At 65.5% G+C, this 15820-nt stretch carries 9 protein-coding genes; 5 read left to right on the top strand and 4 right to left on the bottom strand.

From position 1 onward, the window contains the following. The first annotated feature begins 782 nt into the window (after window positions 1-782). The 4 genes from FHY03_RS05115 to FHY03_RS05100 all read left to right on the top strand — a co-directional run bounded on the left by FHY03_RS05115 (window position 783) and on the right by FHY03_RS05100 (window position 8338). A complete protein-coding gene (locus FHY03_RS05115) occupies window positions 783-3212 on the top strand; it encodes an ABC-three component system protein (protein ID WP_183929149.1) in 2430 nt (809 codons plus the stop codon). Continuing rightward, window positions 3199-3852 carry an ABC-three component system middle component 1 gene (locus FHY03_RS05110; protein ID WP_183929147.1) on the top strand — a complete coding sequence of 218 codons (654 nt, stop codon included), beginning with the start codon at window positions 3199-3201 and terminating at the stop codon, window positions 3850-3852. Before FHY03_RS05115 ends, FHY03_RS05110 begins: the two co-directional genes overlap by 14 nt. Next, window positions 3849-6905: an ATP-binding protein gene (locus FHY03_RS05105; RefSeq protein ID WP_183929145.1), complete on the top strand. Its 3057-nt coding sequence runs from the start codon at window positions 3849-3851 to the stop codon at window positions 6903-6905. The genes FHY03_RS05110 and FHY03_RS05105 overlap by 4 nt, the downstream gene beginning before the upstream one ends. Window positions 6906-7315: 410 nt before the next feature. Continuing rightward, a complete protein-coding gene (locus FHY03_RS05100) occupies window positions 7316-8338 on the top strand; it encodes an IS110 family transposase (protein ID WP_183929143.1) in 1023 nt (340 codons plus the stop codon). A gap of 399 nt (window positions 8339-8737) precedes the next feature. Here FHY03_RS05100 and FHY03_RS05095 read toward each other — a convergent pair whose 3' ends face one another. Then, window positions 8738-10693: an energy transducer TonB gene (locus FHY03_RS05095; RefSeq protein WP_183929141.1), complete on the bottom strand. Its 1956-nt coding sequence runs from the start codon at window positions 10691-10693 to the stop codon at window positions 8738-8740. A gap of 1282 nt (window positions 10694-11975) precedes the next feature. After that, window positions 11976-12758, bottom strand: a complete 783-nt coding sequence (locus tag FHY03_RS05090; protein ID WP_183929139.1) for a TonB family protein — start codon at window positions 12756-12758, stop codon at window positions 11976-11978. A gap of 499 nt (window positions 12759-13257) precedes the next feature. On the opposite strand from FHY03_RS05090, the gene FHY03_RS05085 reads away from it, so the two are divergent. Then, window positions 13258-14109 (top strand): anti-sigma factor, encoded by an 852-nt coding sequence (locus tag FHY03_RS05085; RefSeq protein WP_183929137.1) that lies wholly within the window; start codon window positions 13258-13260, stop codon window positions 14107-14109. Between the two features lie 52 nt (window positions 14110-14161). Here the strand turns inward: FHY03_RS05085 and FHY03_RS05080 are convergent, their stop codons facing one another. After that, complete coding sequence (locus tag FHY03_RS05080; protein WP_183929135.1) at window positions 14162-14674, bottom strand: MgtC/SapB family protein; 513 nt, start codon at window positions 14672-14674, stop codon at window positions 14162-14164. Beyond that, a complete protein-coding gene (locus FHY03_RS05075; RefSeq protein ID WP_183929132.1) occupies window positions 14671-15738 on the bottom strand; it encodes a molybdopterin-dependent oxidoreductase in 1068 nt (355 codons plus the stop codon). Before FHY03_RS05075 ends, FHY03_RS05080 begins: the two co-directional genes overlap by 4 nt. Window positions 15739-15820 lie beyond the last annotated feature (82 nt).

The raw sequence follows: 15820 nt of genomic DNA, 5'->3' as shown, positions 1-15820 counted from the left end.
GTCGTGATTTAGACTTAGTTATCTTACAAGGGGCGGCCCGAAATCAGTTTACATGCCTTGGCCCGCGACGTTCCCGACGCGACTGTCACGAACGACGTGATGAACAAACGGCGGGCTTCGGAGTCGAGGAAGGTATGTCGAGCGATTGACAATGAAGTGCCTTACCGATCGTCTGCTTCCGTCAGTTTCAGACGTTCACCGGAGATGGAGCGAGCGACTGGCATTGGTCGACAGCTGCCGCGAGCGGGACGACCCACATTCGGTCGTTTAGTGACCTAGTTCCGCTTATCGCCTTTGAACATTCGTTCATCAGCACCTGATCTTTTGAGGACGAACCTCGGGATGCTGTGCAGATGCGATCGGCTTCTAAGCCGAGAGAGCAAACTACCTGGGGTGCCCAAGCATGGAAGCCCAATCACGCCGGACAACGATCAAAGGGGCGGCAGGCATGCCGGGTGCGCAGATGTGGCCTTTGAGTGTCTGTTTGTTCGCAGCCCAGCGATTTATCACCGTGCTCACAATCAGGCCAACTAACTAGATTCTGGTTGGTTCGACAGTACCGAGCGCTGCGCTCCTCGGGCGTGAGGCGATCCGGAACAGGCTCTCCTTGTCGTCCGCCGCCCAAGCATGGCCATCGCAGGACCACATCTACCAATGTTTAGCTTCGACTGACCGCGCCCATTGGCTTATTAAGCGACCATGGAAGGAGAAGCCACGATCACGACCGGATCGCCAGCGCTCGCTTCAAGCGGCGAGCGCCTTCTCATGCGAGATCGCTTCGGATGACGCCGCAGCAGATCATCGAGAACGCGACGATACCGGGCACGCGAAGCATCCTTGTGCTGGGCAGCTTCGAGAAGCGCGTCACGGTCTACGCGCAGCAGGTGCGCGCTCTGAACCTCGTAGACGCTTTGCTTTCCGAAAACCTCATTCGCCCCGAAGGCGGTAAGGTCGCAATCATCGGCGGAGGGGCCGCAGGCATCACCGCTGCGGTGGCGCTGGCTCGAGCGACGCCCCGCCTCGACAGGCTGGATCTCTTCGAGCGGAGCCCAGCCGTGCTCGCCCTGCAGCATGGGAGCAGACGGTTTCTGCATCCGCATTTCTATGACTGGCCTGCGGCTGGCTCGGAAGCCGACAATGCCGGCCTTCCGATTATGAACTGGACGGCAGGACCGGCAGGCGACGTCGCCACGACCCTGCGCGCCGAGTTCGAGGCGGCGCGTCATAATTCGGTGCTGACGCTGCACGCCGACAGCACCGTGAGCAAGCTGGTGCCAAGCGCGCTCGGACCGATCCGAGTCGTCGTCGACAAGGGCTCCGCCGTCGGGCGCATCTACGATCTTGTCATTCTCGCCATCGGCTTTGGCCTTGAGGCTCATCTCGACGGCGAGACGCCGTCCTACTGGTCTCCTTCCGGTCTTGCGGCGCCGATCCTTACGCAGCTCCAGAACCCGCTGCTCTTCGTGTCCGGTAATGGCGACGGCGGCCTGGTCGACTTCCTGATGGCAGCTTTCAATGCGCTCGAGCATCACCAGATTGGCGCAACGCTCATGAACCTCGATCTGGGAGCCGCGCGCGCCGAGCTGGAGCTGATCGAGCATGAGGCCTGGGCCCCGGGGGCGGACGTGGACCTTCTGGCGGCATATCGCGCTCGGCTCGGCCCGCTCATTCCGGCCCCCGTTTGGCAGGAGATTGCCGACAGGCTTCGTCCGGGCGTCCGCATTCATCTCCACACAAACGAGGCTCGTCTGCTTCGCAGGACAACCGCGCTCCACAACCGGCTTGGCGTCTATCTAGTGCTCGAGGCTGATCGCGAGGTCGGCGGCAACGTGATCATGGTGACGACGGGCGCCGAATTCGAAGGCGGCATACCGAAGCGCGGCGAGGTGCGGATTGCCGGTCAGGCTCCCTTCGAGCCATGGCGCCGCTTTCTGCGGCTTGGTCCAGATTCGAAGCCCAACCTGAGGCCGTTCGAAAGTCTCCTCGCAGGCTATCCCGGCGCCGTGAACCCGCCGCTGTCGGCAACCCGGCCGGAGTCTCCGACCCTGACAGCGAGCGCCTCCGCACGCTTCGGTGGCCCCGCGCCGGCGCCGGCTGCAGAACCCACTCCTGCCGCGCCCGCGGCTGGCGCTGGGACACTAGTTGCCGGTGTCGCGCGAGCCGGGACGGGCGCTGTCCTCTGGTCCTGCGAGGTTGGGCCGGAAGAGGTTGGCCAGATCTGGTCCGGCGGGAGGATTGTCGCATTGCACTGCGACATCACTGCCGCCGACGCGGCCGCGTTGGCTCCGGTGCTGGCTCGATTGGGAGCCCATGCTGCCGGCTTCACGCTCTATACCAAGGATGTGGCGGGCTGGCGCGCCAGCTCGGGCGCGCTCTGCGCCAGCAAGGCCTTGCCGGGGCCCGATGTCGATATCCGATTCTCTGTCGCCGAGTGGCAAGCTGTCACGCTGCCGGGCCCGGGAGTCGAACTTGCCGCGCCGGTGCTCGCGGCAACCATCCAGAGCCGGCTTGACAGGGAGGTGCTGCGCCAGCTGCACGTGATCCTCTATGACATTCTTGGGCCGGCGGCGGTCCCGACCGGCTGGCCGATCGAGCCGGCGCTCCGGCAGCGCCTCTGGGATCAATGGAGCCAATGGCATACTGCGCTGGCCGCGAACGACGACTCGTGCCGGCGCTTCCTTCGCCTGCTGACCTCAGAGGACGACCGCCAGCCGGCAGGCGAGGCGGCGCTGGTGGGGCTTGGCCCCAAGACCCTCCGGCCGTTCATGACGACCTCCACCGTCTTCGCGCTCGCTTTCGCGGTAACCTCGGGAATCCCAGTGTCTCCCGCAGGCGTTCATCCAGGCAATCTCGCCTCCAAACAGCTGACGGGACACAGCTGTGGGGTAAGCTGGATCAATGAGCGCAGGCTCGGCATGCGCGGCGTCATGGAGCAGGGGTGGACGACCGGCGTGGTGCTGCTTTCGCAGTTGCGCGAGGCGGTGCGCATGATGGAGGGTGACCTCAGGATGGACCGGAGCATATCGGACGCAGCAGCAGTCGGCACCATCGCGCCCGGTGAGGAGCCGCTGATCATTGGCGCGGACGATGGATTCGTGGCGGCGTTGGAGGCCGGCGAGCCTGAGCTGCGGGCCTATCTGCAGTCGATTATCCGCTGGCGGGCCGAGTCTTCTGCGCCAACGCTTGAGGAGGTTGATCATGACGCAGCGTGAGCGTCCGCCGCTGCTCCCGTTGATGATCGAGGCGGCCCGCGCCATCGGCGCGAGAGTCACGGACGCCCCCGAGCAGCTGTGCGGATCCCGCTTCAATTCCGAAGTTTTGAGCGATGCGATCGCGGGCGGGACGCTCGGCCGCCGGGAAGGTGATCTCCCGAACCACGTCGCCGCGGCGATGCTCGATGGAATTCCCGTGCTGTTCGGGACGCTATCCGGATCAGCACTGAAGACGAGCGTTGAACAGCAGATGCGGCGGTACAAGAACCAGGCCACCATCGCTCGGTCGTGGCTCGGCTCCGAAGCGCCGAACCTGCAGCTGTTCGTGACCGCTCCGAGCGGCGCGTTGCGCGACCCCGCCTGGCGACAGCTCGCGGCAGAGATCGAGGCTGACGATCGGACGTGCCGCAAGCTGGCCTGGCTTTTCGAGGGATCGCCCACAGTCGAGGATGCGAAGGGTTTCTTCGAACGCACCTTCATAGCGCGGCCGTGGCCAGCGACCCAATTGACGGAGCAGCTCGACAGCATGGCGAACATCCAGCTGCCCAACGGGTGGGAAGAGGCCATCGAAGATTCTGATCTCGACTTCAGCGGGCTCGTCGAGCGCTTGATCGAGCTGGAGCGGGGAGCGCCCGTATGAGCGATCTTTATCTTCGCAGCGTGGAGCTGTCGAACTTCCGCATCTACGGCGACAGCTACGCCTTCGAGCTGCCGGACGGACCTGGCGTGACGCTGATCACGGGCGCCAACGGGCTCGGAAAGACCAGCTTCTTCGATGGGGTCGAGTGGGCGCTCACTAACCAGGTCAGCCGGTTCCAGGACATTCCGGCCGACGCGAGGCGCAAGGAACCAGACCCTCTGACTCGCATAGGCGCGCCCGCGAACAGCCATCGGGTAAGCCTGCAGTTCAGCGACGGCGAGCCGATCGATCGTGGCGCCGGCTTCATTCCCGAGGAAGGTACGATCGCGCAGCTGCTGAAGCGCCCGGAATGGGCCGAGATCACCAACCTTCATGGCTATCTCTCGATCACCCATTTTCTTGGCCAGGCCGCGACGCAGCGCTTCTCGCTTCGCAAGCCCGACAAGCAATGGGAGGCCCTGAAAGGCCCTGCCGGGGTCGATCGCATCAACGCGCTTCGTGAGCGGATGAGCGGCCTCGGGGTGCGGCGAGCATTCACGCGCGCGATCGAGGATCGGACAAAGAAGCTTAGCGAGGCCTCGGATGCGCTCACGGGCTGGGCGGCCCTTCTGTCCGAGCGCGATCGCGCGAGGCAGCTCTCCTCATCCGATCAAGCTGTACCGCCTGCGGCATTGCGCGAGGCATCGGAGCAGCTGACCGCTCAGATCCTGCGGCTTGCGCCGGATGTCGCCTGGACGATGCCGGATGTCTCCACGGCGTCGGAGGCGCTGCTCGAGGCCGTGGCCGAGCTCCTTCGTGCTATTGAGCAGCGCGATCGTGTCGATACCGACGCGGTAGATGCGCTGGCGAAGATGGCTGCTGAATTTGAGGCCGCTGGTGCCGAGACGCTGACGCTGCGCGGCCTGGCCGAAACTATCGAGCTGCGCCGCGCCGCAGCCGTCGAGAAACTCCGCGAGGCCGAGGCCGCACACTTGCGGGCCACGACTACCCTCGCTGCATCGGAGCGCCAGGCAGCTCAGGCACAGGCTCGCTCCGTGACCCTCACGCGCGTCCGTGCCGCGCTCCGCCAGCTACAGGGATCGCAAGCTCGTCGAGCAGAGATAGATGAGCAGCTTGAGCGCTCCACAGCCGATACCGGTCGGATCGAAGCCGGCATCGCGGCTCTCAGAGGCAGCCTCAATCAAGCCACAGGCAAGCGGGCGGACCGCCGCGCGCTGTCTGATCACGTCACCCTTGCTCGGCGTCGAGCCGAGATCTCGGCGAAGCTTTCGATCACACGCGCCGAGATCGATCGCCTGACACCCCTGCTCGCGAGCAGGCAAGCGGGCGAGCTGCGCGCGCAGCGCGAGGAGCTAGTCAAGCAGTATGCCGCGGCCCAAGCCTTAATCACGCGCATCACTGCGGATCTGCGCGCGCATGACGATCGCGCGCAGGCGATCGCCGAGGCTGTGTCCGTGATCGCTCACCGGCTCAGCCATGACGACACCAGCTGCCCCGTGTGCGCCTCTCGATTCCCGCCTGGGCAGCTTGCTAAGCTGGCGAAAGAACAAAGCGCGGCCGACGCGCGCCCAGCATCGCAGCTCGCCAAGGAGCTGGCGGAGGCACAATTGGAGGGCGAGCGGCTGCGGCGGCAGACCGCGGACGTCGAGCGCACGATCGGCGAGCTTGAGCAGCTGCAGGCGACAATGGCAACCCTGCGCGGACGAGAGCAAGAGCAGCGCCAGCAGCTTGTGGAGGCCGGCGGCTCTGCCGACGGCGTGTACGACCAGAGCGATGCTCTTGTTCTCGAGCAGGAGCTTGTAGCGCTTGATGTGCAGCTTGAAGGGAGCGACACGCCCGAGCAGATCGAAGGTCGTTTGGCTGAAGCTGAAGCAGTCCAGAAGGCCGAGCTGGCGAAGCGGGTCACGTTGCAGCGATCACGCGACGTCGCCGACGAGGATATTGAGGCGGCGCGCGCGACCTTGCGCCAGCATGCTGAGATATGGGCTGACGATAGGGGCCTGCTCGTCGACCTCGATGCCGAGGAGGCGGGCGTCCAGCGTCAGCTCGCTGACCTTTCCCTCCGCATGGCGAGCGAGCGCGCCGCTGTGGACGACACCCGCTTGGCGCGTGACGCGCATCGTGAGGCAGAAGCGCGGGAGACCGACGCGCAGAACGCCTCGAACACGCGCCTGGACGGGCTGGCCGCAGTGCGGGCCGCACTCGCGAAGCGGTGGACGGAGGCCAGCCAGCGCGGCGAGCCCGATGCGGCGCGCGTCGCTCAGTGGCGTGCCCGGATTAAGGAGCGGACGGCGCAGCTTGAGCCGGCGCGCGCGGCACAGAATCAGCTGGTCGCAGGATACCGGAAATGGCTGAACGACGAGCAGCTGCGCCGGCTTGAGGAGCGGATCGCCGAGACCGTCAGCAAGGAGGGCGCGCCGTCAGAGCGCGAGGTGCGCCAGCTGCTCGAGAGACGCGCGGAGGAAGCGCGCCGTGAGCTCGACGTCACTCAGAGGGCTCGGGAGCGGATCGACGCTGTAGGGAGCCAGCTGCAGGAGCGAGCGGAGTCCTACGCCGACGAGGTACTGGTGCCGTTGAACGCGACGATCCAGCGGTTCGCGCGAACCCTGATGACCTGGGCTGACGCGTCAATCATCTACCGGGCGGAGCATCACGTGACACGTTCGGAGCTTCGGCCAGGGATTCTTCGAAGCGAGGCCGACGGATCGGTTACGCAGCTGGAGATGAACCCCAACCTGTACTTCAGCGAGGGTCAGCTATCCGCGCTAAGCGTCGCCGCCCTGCTCGCGGCCAGCACGACCTTTGGCTGGTCCCGCTGGCGCGGCCTGCTGCTCGACGATCCGCTGCAACACAATGACGTGATACACGCGAGCGCGTTCATGGACCTGCTCCGTCAGATGGTTCGTGAGCTAGGCTATCAGGTGATCCTGTCCACGCACGACAGCTCCGAAGCCGAGTTCCTTGGCAGGAAGTGCCGGAGCGCTGGGATCCCATATCATGTGCACGAGCTGGTGCCGCAAGGCGAAGGCGGACTGATCTCCAACGTGGCCTAGATGCTCTCGGGCGTGGGTGCGGAGTAAGGCTGAACGTCTGATTGTGGGCGCATACCTGCGGCTGGGTGCCGGCTGAACAAAGGGCGGCTTACTTCTCCTACGCGCCCGGAACCGGCCGTTCCGCTCTCCACCAGAAATCGGCTTTCGGCGCCCTGCCCCGCCTTCTGAACAAACGTCAGTTTACGAGGATCGCTGCCCGAAAGCGGCCATTCCGGTTTCCACCAATCAGGCCAGCCGGACCGCAGCACGGAGCGCCCAGAAGACTCGAGCGGCGAGATGAACATGGGGTAATCGCGGGAGCGAGCTACCTCGATCAGCGATGACGTGGAGGAAGGTGGCTGTTCCCCGGTAGATGAAGGTGCGGGCTCACGACGGGCAGCCGGGCCCATACATCGGAACGGAGAACAGCCATGGGTGAGTATATCGGGCTCGACGTATCGTTGAAAGAGACAGCGGTTTCGATCCGGCATGAAGGCAAGCGAGTGTGGCGCGGCAAATGCGCCTCGGATCCGCAGCTGCTCGCCGCGCTGATCCGCAAGCACGCCCCAGAGGTGGCGCGCGTGGTGTTCGAGACAGGACCGCTGTCGGTCTGGTTCTTTCATGCGCTGAGCGCGGAGGGGCTGCCGGCGATCTGCATCGACGCGCGCCATGCCAAGGCGGCGCTCGACATGGCGGCGAACAAGACGGATGCGAACGACGCCGACGGCCTGGCTCACCTGGCAGAGGTCGGGTTCTACAAGGAGGTACGGGTCAAGAGCTTCGACAGCATGCTCGCGCGCACGTTGGTCGCGGCGCGGACTCGCCTGGTGCGGATCGGCACCGAGCTGTCGAACCAGATCCGGGGCTTGATGAAGACGTTCGGGCTGGTCGTCCCGCCGGCGTCGGGCAGCAAGTTCGAGCGCCAGGTTGAGGCTCTGCTCGCCGGTAACGCCGACCTCGGCCGGATCATCCGGCCGCTACTCGATGCCTGGCGCGCCGTTCGCCTTCGCGCCGCGGAGCTGGGACGCAAACTGCTGGCGGACGCCCGGCGCAGCGATGCCTGCCAGCTGCTAATGTCCATTCCCGGTGTCGGCGTCGTGACCGCCACTTCGTTCATCACCGCCATCGAGGATCCGACCAACTTCAAGCGATCGCGATCTGTCGGCGCCTGGGTCGGATTGACCACCCGGCGCTACCAGTCGGGCGAGATCGACTATGACGGGCATATCTCGCGGCGAGGCGACAGCCATCTGCGGGGGCTGCTCTACGAAGCTGCGACCGTACTGCTGGTGCGGAGCCGATCCGAGTGCGACCTGCGCAAATGGGGGCTGCAGCTCCGCGAGCGGCTCGGCTTCAAACGCGCTGCGGTCGCCGTTGCGCGCAAGCTGGCCGTTATCATGCACACCATCCTGGTCACCGGCGAACCCTTCCAAGAGACACGCGCTTCAGCCTGACACCCGAGCTCGTCCGCGTCGCAAGGCGCTGCGAGACGTCCTGCCGGGACGTAGGCCGACCCACTCCGCGACGCTCGTTGCATCCGTTGCCCCAACGGCAGCAGAATGCGTGATGAACCTCGGAGGGGTCGCCCCGCGAAGCCCCATCATGCGGCGGCACATGCCGACCGCGAAGACGACCATGCTCCCGGCAGCGGCATCTCAGAAAACCCTTGCGCCCGACGCGATTAGACGACGAGCGGCCGCAGGTTAGCGGCGGGCAGGTTGCCCGGCCTGACCGTTGCTAGGTTCTCCTCACGAGAGGGCAGGAGCCGCGTTCGCCCGAGATCAGTCACTCGGACCAAACAGCGCCGTACCAGCGCACGCCGAGTAGTCCATGTACCCTCGTTGATGATGTAATCACCGGCCTGGGAGCAAGAACAGGACGGATTGCTGCTGCCCCGAGCAGGCCAGCGCGCCTTCCGGACGAAAGGTGCTGCTGAAGCGCGCGTCGCGTATGATGCCGTTCGCGGCTTCGTCGAAGATGAAGGGCGGGTAGGCGATCACGGCTCGCGGCGCGATCGTACGGCCATCCGGAGTGATGTCGAAGGAAGTGCGTACCCACCCCTCAAAGCCAAGCCGCTGTGCCTCCTGAGGAAAATCGCTGGCGCTGCCACTCATGCGCTGAACCGCGGGCTGCAGACCGACTGTCGCACATTGCTCGGCCGTAAGCCCGGTACGATCAAACACGGCACGCGCGCCAGCGACATCGCCCTTAGCAGCAAGGACGTTGGCCTCCTCGAGCAAGGCCGCGATCTTCAATGGATGGCGTGGCGGCAGAGCCGGGTCGCCGCTCACTGCTGCCACGAGAACGGCCGCGTCGGCAGGCGGGCCCTTGCGGTACGCGGGTTGGGCAATCAGCAATCGCAGCGTTGCCGCCGATAGCGGATCGCCAGAAACACCGGGCCGGGCCAGTAGGTCGCGCATCCGAGCCTTCCAGGACTCGCTATCCTCGTCGACTTTCTCGGGCGCGGCCATCTCGACGTAAGTGCGCACCGCAACCGGCGGCGAGAGCGATGCCACAGCCGTCCGCACGGTGGCATGAAGGGCTGGTCGCTCCTGTCCGTCGAGCACCGGATTGTCGCTCAGAGCCAGCGCGGCCTGCGCCTGGGCTACGGCATCGTTCTTGGTGTTCGCCGCGGCGAGCGCGGCGCGTTGCGTGGCAAGCGCCAACGCTGCGGGTTGGTCGGCCCACGGCGGGGTTGGCGCACCTTTCTCGGCCAGCCATGCCTCGAACGCTTCCTTGAGGGGCCGTGTCACTCCAGGCGCACCGTCCGCCTTGACGCAGCGCAACTCGACGCGGGTGGTGTAGCGGAACAGCGCGGGGATTTTTGCGACGTCCTCCGCTCGCCACGACCAGTCCGTTACCGCGCGAGCGAAGGCCAGTGCCTTCGCGCGATTGCCGTTGGTGTAGACCGGGGCGACACCGGCTACGTGCCCGTCGCGCTCCAGCGAAAACTCGACGATTGCCTCGTCCTCCGGGGCCAGCCCACCTTCGCCGCACGCCGGCGGATCCATCGACGCGGCTCTGGTGAACGGTGTGTCTCGCATCCGCCCGGCGCCGGTATAAGCGAGGTAGAGTCGCGCGTTGTCACGATCGTTGTTCTTTAACGCCGCGATTGCCAGGTCCGAGCGTGTCGAGATATCGTCGGCGCCGACACGGCTGGTCAGCCCACCCTGTTTGCTTAGGCTGTTCTTGAGCTCGGTATACGCCTCCCTGGCACGCCCCTCGTTCAGCAGGACGCGCGCGTGCACGGTCTGCACCGCCGCCAGGTCCTTCTTGCTGAGCGTCGGCTCGGCGAGCACCAGTGCGCGCGCCTCTTCGGCCGCGGCCAACGCGCGGCCGTCGTGATCGAACATCGTCACCAACGCCAGGCGCAGCAATGCCGGAACTCGCGACCCACCTTGCAACGGATCGGCCGCGGCGCGGTACTCCTTGGCTGCCTCATCATAGTCGAACGTGCGTTCAGCCAGGCGTGCGAGCGTCATGTGCGCCTCGTAGACGTCACCGGAAAACTCGACACCCTTGCCGGCAAGCACAGGCAATCCGCGCGCGATGGCTGCTTTGCCCTCTTCCACCTGCCCGAGATCAACCAGGCAGCGCCCGTTGCGCACGTCGATCGTGGCGGCGAGTAGAGGATTGCGGCTCTTCGCCATCGTGGCGAACACCTTCACGGCCTCGGCGCATCGGCCCTCCGCCACAGCCTGGCTCGCTGCATCGAAGCGCGCTTGTGCGCTCTGAGGCGCAGCTGCGGGCGCTTGCGCGGCTGCTGCCGCTTGACCCGCCAACGCCAGCGCGAGCAATGATATGGACATGACCCCTCCCTCGTTTGCGGCAGAGACATCACGGCACGACGGCGCTGTCGAGGGAAGAAGCGCACGCTGGCGTGCGGTTGGACGTGGAGTCGTCACCATTCTGGCATGCTTTGGCGGGCCGGCATTCGCGGCCGAACAGCCTGTCCGCTACCCGGAAAGCAGCGTGCTATTGCTCGTGGCTCCCTGGTGCGCTCCTTGTCACGCTGAGATCTCGCGGCTTGATGCGATCGCACAGGCGGCAAAACCGCGGGCAGTGCGTGTGCTCATGATAGAAGACGGACCACGTGCCCGGGCGATGTGGCGCGATGTTCCCGTGGTCTACCGCTGGTCGCCGCCAGCAGGTGAAGAGCGTCGTTACCGTACCGATGCCATGTCACGGGCGGTGGGTCTGCCGTTCGGGTTTGTGACTGATGCGAGTGGCCAGGTCTGCGCTGCGAAAGGTGGCGGCATGGATGCCGAGCGAGTGGGCCTTCTTATTGGCGATTGTGGGAAGCCCTAGCTGATTGATCTAGCAAATCGTCGGAGGGCGTTAGGTGGCCCTGGATGACCGTTTCTGGGTCCTCGCCACGAGAGCGCAGGGTGGCCGAAAGCGCGCAAAATCCGCCGTTCCGCCGCTCATGCTGTCGCGTTAGAACCGGACGCCCTTAGCTGGAGCAATATGTGTCCGACGATCCTTGGCTGAGCGCCTACGGTGAGCCGTATGACCCGCGACCTGCGATCAAGAAATGGGCTGACGGCGAGGCCGTTGACGCGCCGCGCGAACTCTGGGAGCAGCTATACCACCAGGGAAGTGTCAACTCAGCCTAATATGCGGCCGTCAGCGAAATAGTGCGGATGATGCAGGAGCAAGCTGCACCTGACTGGAAAGCGTATAATCTTTTGGCGTCAATCGAAGAGGCTCGAGGGACCGAGGGCAACCCTCCAATTCCTTTCGAACTGTCGCGTAACTACGAATGGGTTTGGGCAGCCTTACTCCCGATCGCGATGCGAGATCTTGGTCAATCGAACGACGACTTAGTTGTTCAGGGCGCTTTCGCCGTAGTCGCTTATGCCAAAGGCCAACGTTCGTTGGCAGCGTTCGCCCTATGCACGGAGGACGAGCGGAGGGAGATGTTGGACGGCTAGCGTCCGTTCCAACCCAATCTCAGCTCGAGAGCCGCCGGGCCGCTATCCTGACATCTCAGACGTTCGATGTGCTTCCAGCCGGCGTCCGGGGTACAAGGCCGAGATGGGGAGGGCTTTAGCCTATGGAAGGTACGGCGACCTTCTCGCGCTCGTCGCCCTACTCAGGAAGGGTCCAGCGGACCGCGACGACCTGATCGGATGCGATGCTGACGCCGAGTGCGTCTCGTGCCGGCGTGTAGCGCCCCATTCGAACCAGGAGGACGCAGGTGCCCTGGTCGAGCGCCTTGTTCCCGGACGTCTCCACCGGGGCACAGGTCTCCACCCGCCCGCCGGCGCTGACGTGGACAAGCGCCGCGACCCGACCCTCAGCGCGTTGTTTCTTCGCTTCGGGCGGGTAGTTCCAAGGCGCGAGAAGGTTCACGTAATCCTGCAAAAGCGCCGGTACCGTCACGTTCTTATTCCGCTCGGGGTCGACGCCGTAGCTCGCCAGGACGTCGCGTTGGCAGCGCTCCACTGCCTGCACAATCGCGCTCATCGAGCCGGTGTGCAGGTTGACGCGCATCTTGCCCCGCACCTCCAGACCGACCGTCTCGAAAACTCGCTTCGGCAAGTTAGCGATGAACGTCTCGACACCGAAGTCGTATTTTCCTGCGCCGTGCGGCGCGACTTGTATCGCCTTGCCGTCGACACGTTCCCCGCGGGGGCCGAAGACTAGCGTCACCGCGTCGCCAACGTGCGCACGGACGAGGACGGGAAGTCCGATCGTGACCATCACCTTCTTCTCCAAGGGCGGGCTAGCAACCGACACGTCGACCTGCCCCTCGCCGAAGGAGCGCTGCGCGATGCACGCGGCCGACGACGCGTCGAGCGCCCAGCGGCTACTCGGCTCTAGCGGCTGCGCGGGCGCCTGCGCGGCGGCCGCCGCGATGATCCACAGCATCATTCCTTGTCCTAGCACGGGATCGAGGATCCGCTATCGCAATCGCGCGTCCGAAAGCTTCCTGTCACCTAACCTGCCAGACTCGACCAGATGAATGGCTTTGCGGCGCGTCACGCGTGCGGCCGCGAAGATGAATGAGCGTCCGAAGTGGGGAGCCGGAGCCGACGCCGGCAGTGACCGCTTCTGGGTCCTCGGCACGAGAGGGCGGGCGTCGCAAGCGCCCAAACTTTGACGCTCAGGCAGGCAACCTGTTTTCCCGAAATCGGCCATTGGTTCAGCCCGACCGTTCCCGTTTCCCCATCCTCGAATGCCAATTTCGGGAAAGAGCAATTGGGAACATATTTCGGGAAAGCCGATGCCTCCGACGCCTCTCGGCATGGTGAGAAAGGCTACTGTCCCGCTACGGGTTCGTTTGCGGGAAGGCGGTCAGTTGGCTCGACGGGCCCCCAAATGGTCAAGGGCGGTCTCGACGGCCGCCAAGATGTCAGCCCCGACGCGCATGATCGGTAGCGGCGGATCGCCGATTGGCAGCGAGAGCCGGCTGGCGATGGCGTACATGAGGCGGAGGCTGCCGTGTGCCTTGAACAGCGACCATAGGGGCGAGAACGCTGCGTTGATCGCCGCAGCTTCGTCGCCATCGTCGTTCTGTGCTGCACGGGTCAGCCGCAGCGAAGGCCAGCCGGACGTGCATGCCCGTTTGCGGGAGCAGGCGGAGCAGGCGCGAGCCCTTGCATCTTTGTTTGCCCCGATCGCGGATGAACCCATTCCGGCGACGATGCGCGTCGCAGTCATCAGGGGACGACAACGCCAACCGCCTTGGCAACTCGCCATCTTCGCGTCGCTTCTGCTGGCGGTCGGGTTTGGCGGGGGCTGGTCGAGTGCGCGGTGGAGCGGCGAACCGCGCGCGGGCATCGCGGCGCTGGCCAACGAGGCGAGTGACAATTTCCGGGTCTATGCCGCCGACCGGATCCGACCGGCGGAAATCGGCCCCGACCAGCGCGCCATGCTGATCCGGTGGACCTCCGCCCGACTGGGTGAGCGCGTCACCATCCCGGACCTCAGCACAGCCGGTTACCGCTATGGCGGGGGGCGATTGGTCGCAACGCCCCACGGCCCTGCGGCACTACTCCTCTACGATGGACCGCAAGCGTCGAAGCTCGCGGTGCTGACGAGGCCTATGCAGATCGACAAGACCGCGAGCATGACCAGCACGTCCAGCGGGACCATGGGCCGGGTCACATGGGCGGTCGACGGGATCGGCTATAGTGTGGTGGGCGAGCGGCCTGCGGCCGAGCTGCATCCGATTGCCGATGAGGTCCGGCGGCAGGCCGATGCGGCGCTGGTGTCCTGATAGCGCCCTTGCTGCTTCTCAGCGCCGACAGGCACTGGGCGGTCCAGCGCGATCAGGGCTTGCGCTCGGCATCCTTCCTGTCGGCCTCGGCCGGCGTCAGGCGGGCCCGCTCGCGAATGCGCCGTTCCAGCGGAGCGCCGACGAACAGGACGAGCATAGCAAGGCTTACCCCGCCGATGATGAGCGGCCACACCGCCAACCCTGCCGCCGCGCCGATCGTGGCCGTGACCCAGATGCACGCGGCAGTCGCCAGTCCATGCACTTCCTGACCCTGGCCGACCCGCAGCACCGCGCCGGCACCGATGAAGCCGACGCCTGCCAGAATGCCCTGCATCGCCCGCCCTGCGGCGTCGGCGTTCACGTTCGGCAAGCCACTGTGCACGATCGCCTGCACGGCGATGCAACTCGCCAGACCGACCAGACCCAGCGTCCGCAAGCCCATGATCTGCCGGTTCTCGCGCGAGCGTTCCCAGCCGAGTACCATCCCGGCCGCGGTCGCCACCACCAGCCGCCCGATCGCATCGATCCAGAAGGCGATGTCCGATGCCGCTGACGCTTCGATCATTCGACCAGCACGTGCACGTGATGCCAGGCGGTGCACAGATAGCCGGCGAAGTTCCACATCGTGTCCGGCCGTTCGGGCTGTCCCTGTCCAGCCTCGTCGAAGGCGCGCACGACAAGATGCTGGCGCCCCTTCGCGAGCGTGGCGTCGAGGGTCCAGCGCCGCCAACCCCAGTGCGTCTCCGGATCATCGGCGAACGTCGCCTGCTGCCAGTCGCGACCACCGTTTACCGACACTTCGACCCGAGAGACGCGGCGATCATAGGCGATGGCATAGCCCTCGATCCGCACCTCCCCGGCCGGCAGGCTTTCGCCAGAGCCGGGCGCGCAGATCGCGGCGTTGAGCGGCATGGCATTGATGGTCAGACCCTGGCTCCAGTCGACGGTGTCGCTCGTCACATCGGCAGGAAAGAGCTTGTAGTCGTGCGCCTGGATCGGTGCGCCGGAGGGCGTGTCGCGCACCTCGATTCGTGTCAGCCATTTGGCGCTTCGCACCCCGGCATAGCCCGGCACCACCATGCGGAGCGGTGCGCCGTGTTCGGGCGTCAGCGGCTCGCCATTCATCGCCCAGGCAATGAGGACGTCGGGTTGCCGCGCCTTGTCCATGGCGATCGAGACCCCGAACAATGCTTCCTTGCCTTCGATGTCCACCTCGTCCGCGCCGGTGAACGCCACGAACAGGTCGGACGCGTCCGGCGCACCAACCGCATCCAGTACGTCAGACAGTCGTACGCCGGTCCACTCCGCATTGCCGATCGCGCCCACGTCCCACGGGTCGCCGGACGTTTTGGCGACCTGCTGGAGATCCGTGCGCCGGTTGCCGGCGCACTGGAGAACTGCCGTCACCGTGCGCGTGGCAAACGTGCTCTTCAGCTCCTCCACCGAGAAGGAGCGGCTCGCCATGCCCGTCCCGCTCACTTCGATCCGGTAATCGGCAGGCAGATCAGGCACCGCACCATGGCTGCGCACATAGAACAGCGCCTGCGGCGTCAGGAACCGCTCGATCAGCGCGCCGGGCGTCGGCTCGGCGTTGAAGGGATCGGATTTGCGCTCGATCATATCGGTCATGGACGATTAAACGCTGCGGGCGCGCGTATCGCTTCAGGTCTTCGAGACTATCGCAGACGAAGGGTTGCCGATCGTTCCGATA

Origin of the sequence: Sphingomonas sp. BK345 (genome assembly GCF_014193845.1) — a bacterium.
In the GTDB taxonomy this organism is placed as follows: Bacteria; Pseudomonadota; Alphaproteobacteria; order Sphingomonadales; family Sphingomonadaceae; genus Sphingomonas.
This window is presented reverse-complemented; position numbering and strand designations above follow the sequence as displayed.

Coding starts and splice junctions, on each gene's coding strand:
- FHY03_RS05085 (WP_183929137.1), top strand. CDS start 13,258: ATGATCGGTAGCGGCGGATCGCCGATTGGCAGCGAGAGCCGGCTGGCG.
- FHY03_RS05090 (WP_183929139.1), bottom strand. CDS start 12,758: ATGCTGTGGATCATCGCGGCGGCCGCCGCGCAGGCGCCCGCGCAGCCG.
- FHY03_RS05115 (WP_183929149.1), top strand. CDS start 783: ATGACGCCGCAGCAGATCATCGAGAACGCGACGATACCGGGCACGCGA.
- FHY03_RS05105 (WP_183929145.1), top strand. CDS start 3,849: ATGAGCGATCTTTATCTTCGCAGCGTGGAGCTGTCGAACTTCCGCATC.
- FHY03_RS05100 (WP_183929143.1), top strand. CDS start 7,316: ATGGGTGAGTATATCGGGCTCGACGTATCGTTGAAAGAGACAGCGGTT.
- FHY03_RS05110 (WP_183929147.1), top strand. CDS start 3,199: ATGACGCAGCGTGAGCGTCCGCCGCTGCTCCCGTTGATGATCGAGGCG.
- FHY03_RS05080 (WP_183929135.1), bottom strand. CDS start 14,674: ATGATCGAAGCGTCAGCGGCATCGGACATCGCCTTCTGGATCGATGCG.
- FHY03_RS05075 (WP_183929132.1), bottom strand. CDS start 15,738: ATGACCGATATGATCGAGCGCAAATCCGATCCCTTCAACGCCGAGCCG.
- FHY03_RS05095 (WP_183929141.1), bottom strand. CDS start 10,693: ATGTCCATATCATTGCTCGCGCTGGCGTTGGCGGGTCAAGCGGCAGCA.